The following is a 455-nucleotide window of genomic DNA, read 5'->3' as shown; positions in this document are numbered from 1 at the left end:
GGGAGCCGGTGCCTGCGCGCGGCGATCAGCGCGAACTCCACGGCGACGAAGAAGGCACTGGCCGCGATCAATGCGACCGTCACGGCGAGGACGACCCAGGGGTTGCTCATCGCGGGTCCTCCTTCGGGGATTCGCCGGCGGCCGGGACGGTCTCGCGCGTCACATGCACCATCGCGGGTACTCGGTGGGCGATCTCGACGACAGTGGCGATCAGTCGCGGCGGGAGCGCCGGCTCGTCGTCGACGAGGCCGGCCGGGTCGGGTTCGGTCGGCAACACCACGCTGTCGCCGACCTCGGGCAGTTCCCCCGCGGTGGCGATGACCAGACCGCTCAGCGTTTCGTAATCCCCTTCGGGGAGTTCGTATCCGAGCGTGCGGGACACCTCGTCGAGGTGTGCGTCACCGCGGATCGCCCAGCCGTCGGCGAGCACCGCGATGGGGCCGGTGTCGGCGGGG

1 protein-coding gene is annotated in these 455 nt (G+C 71.2%); it reads right to left on the bottom strand.

The window, feature by feature from the left end; translation table 11 throughout:
• Positions 1–106: 106 nt before the first annotated feature.
• The coding region (locus B1964_RS01910; protein WP_290440674.1) for a transporter associated domain-containing protein at positions 107–455 on the bottom strand (349 nt) is incomplete at its 5' end.

Source organism: Gordonia sp. i37, assembly GCF_002043085.1.
Lineage (GTDB): Bacteria > Actinomycetota > Actinomycetes > Mycobacteriales > Mycobacteriaceae > Gordonia > Gordonia polyisoprenivorans.
The sequence above is the reverse complement of the archived record's forward strand: the minus strand, read 5'-3'. Positions and strand labels throughout refer to the sequence as shown.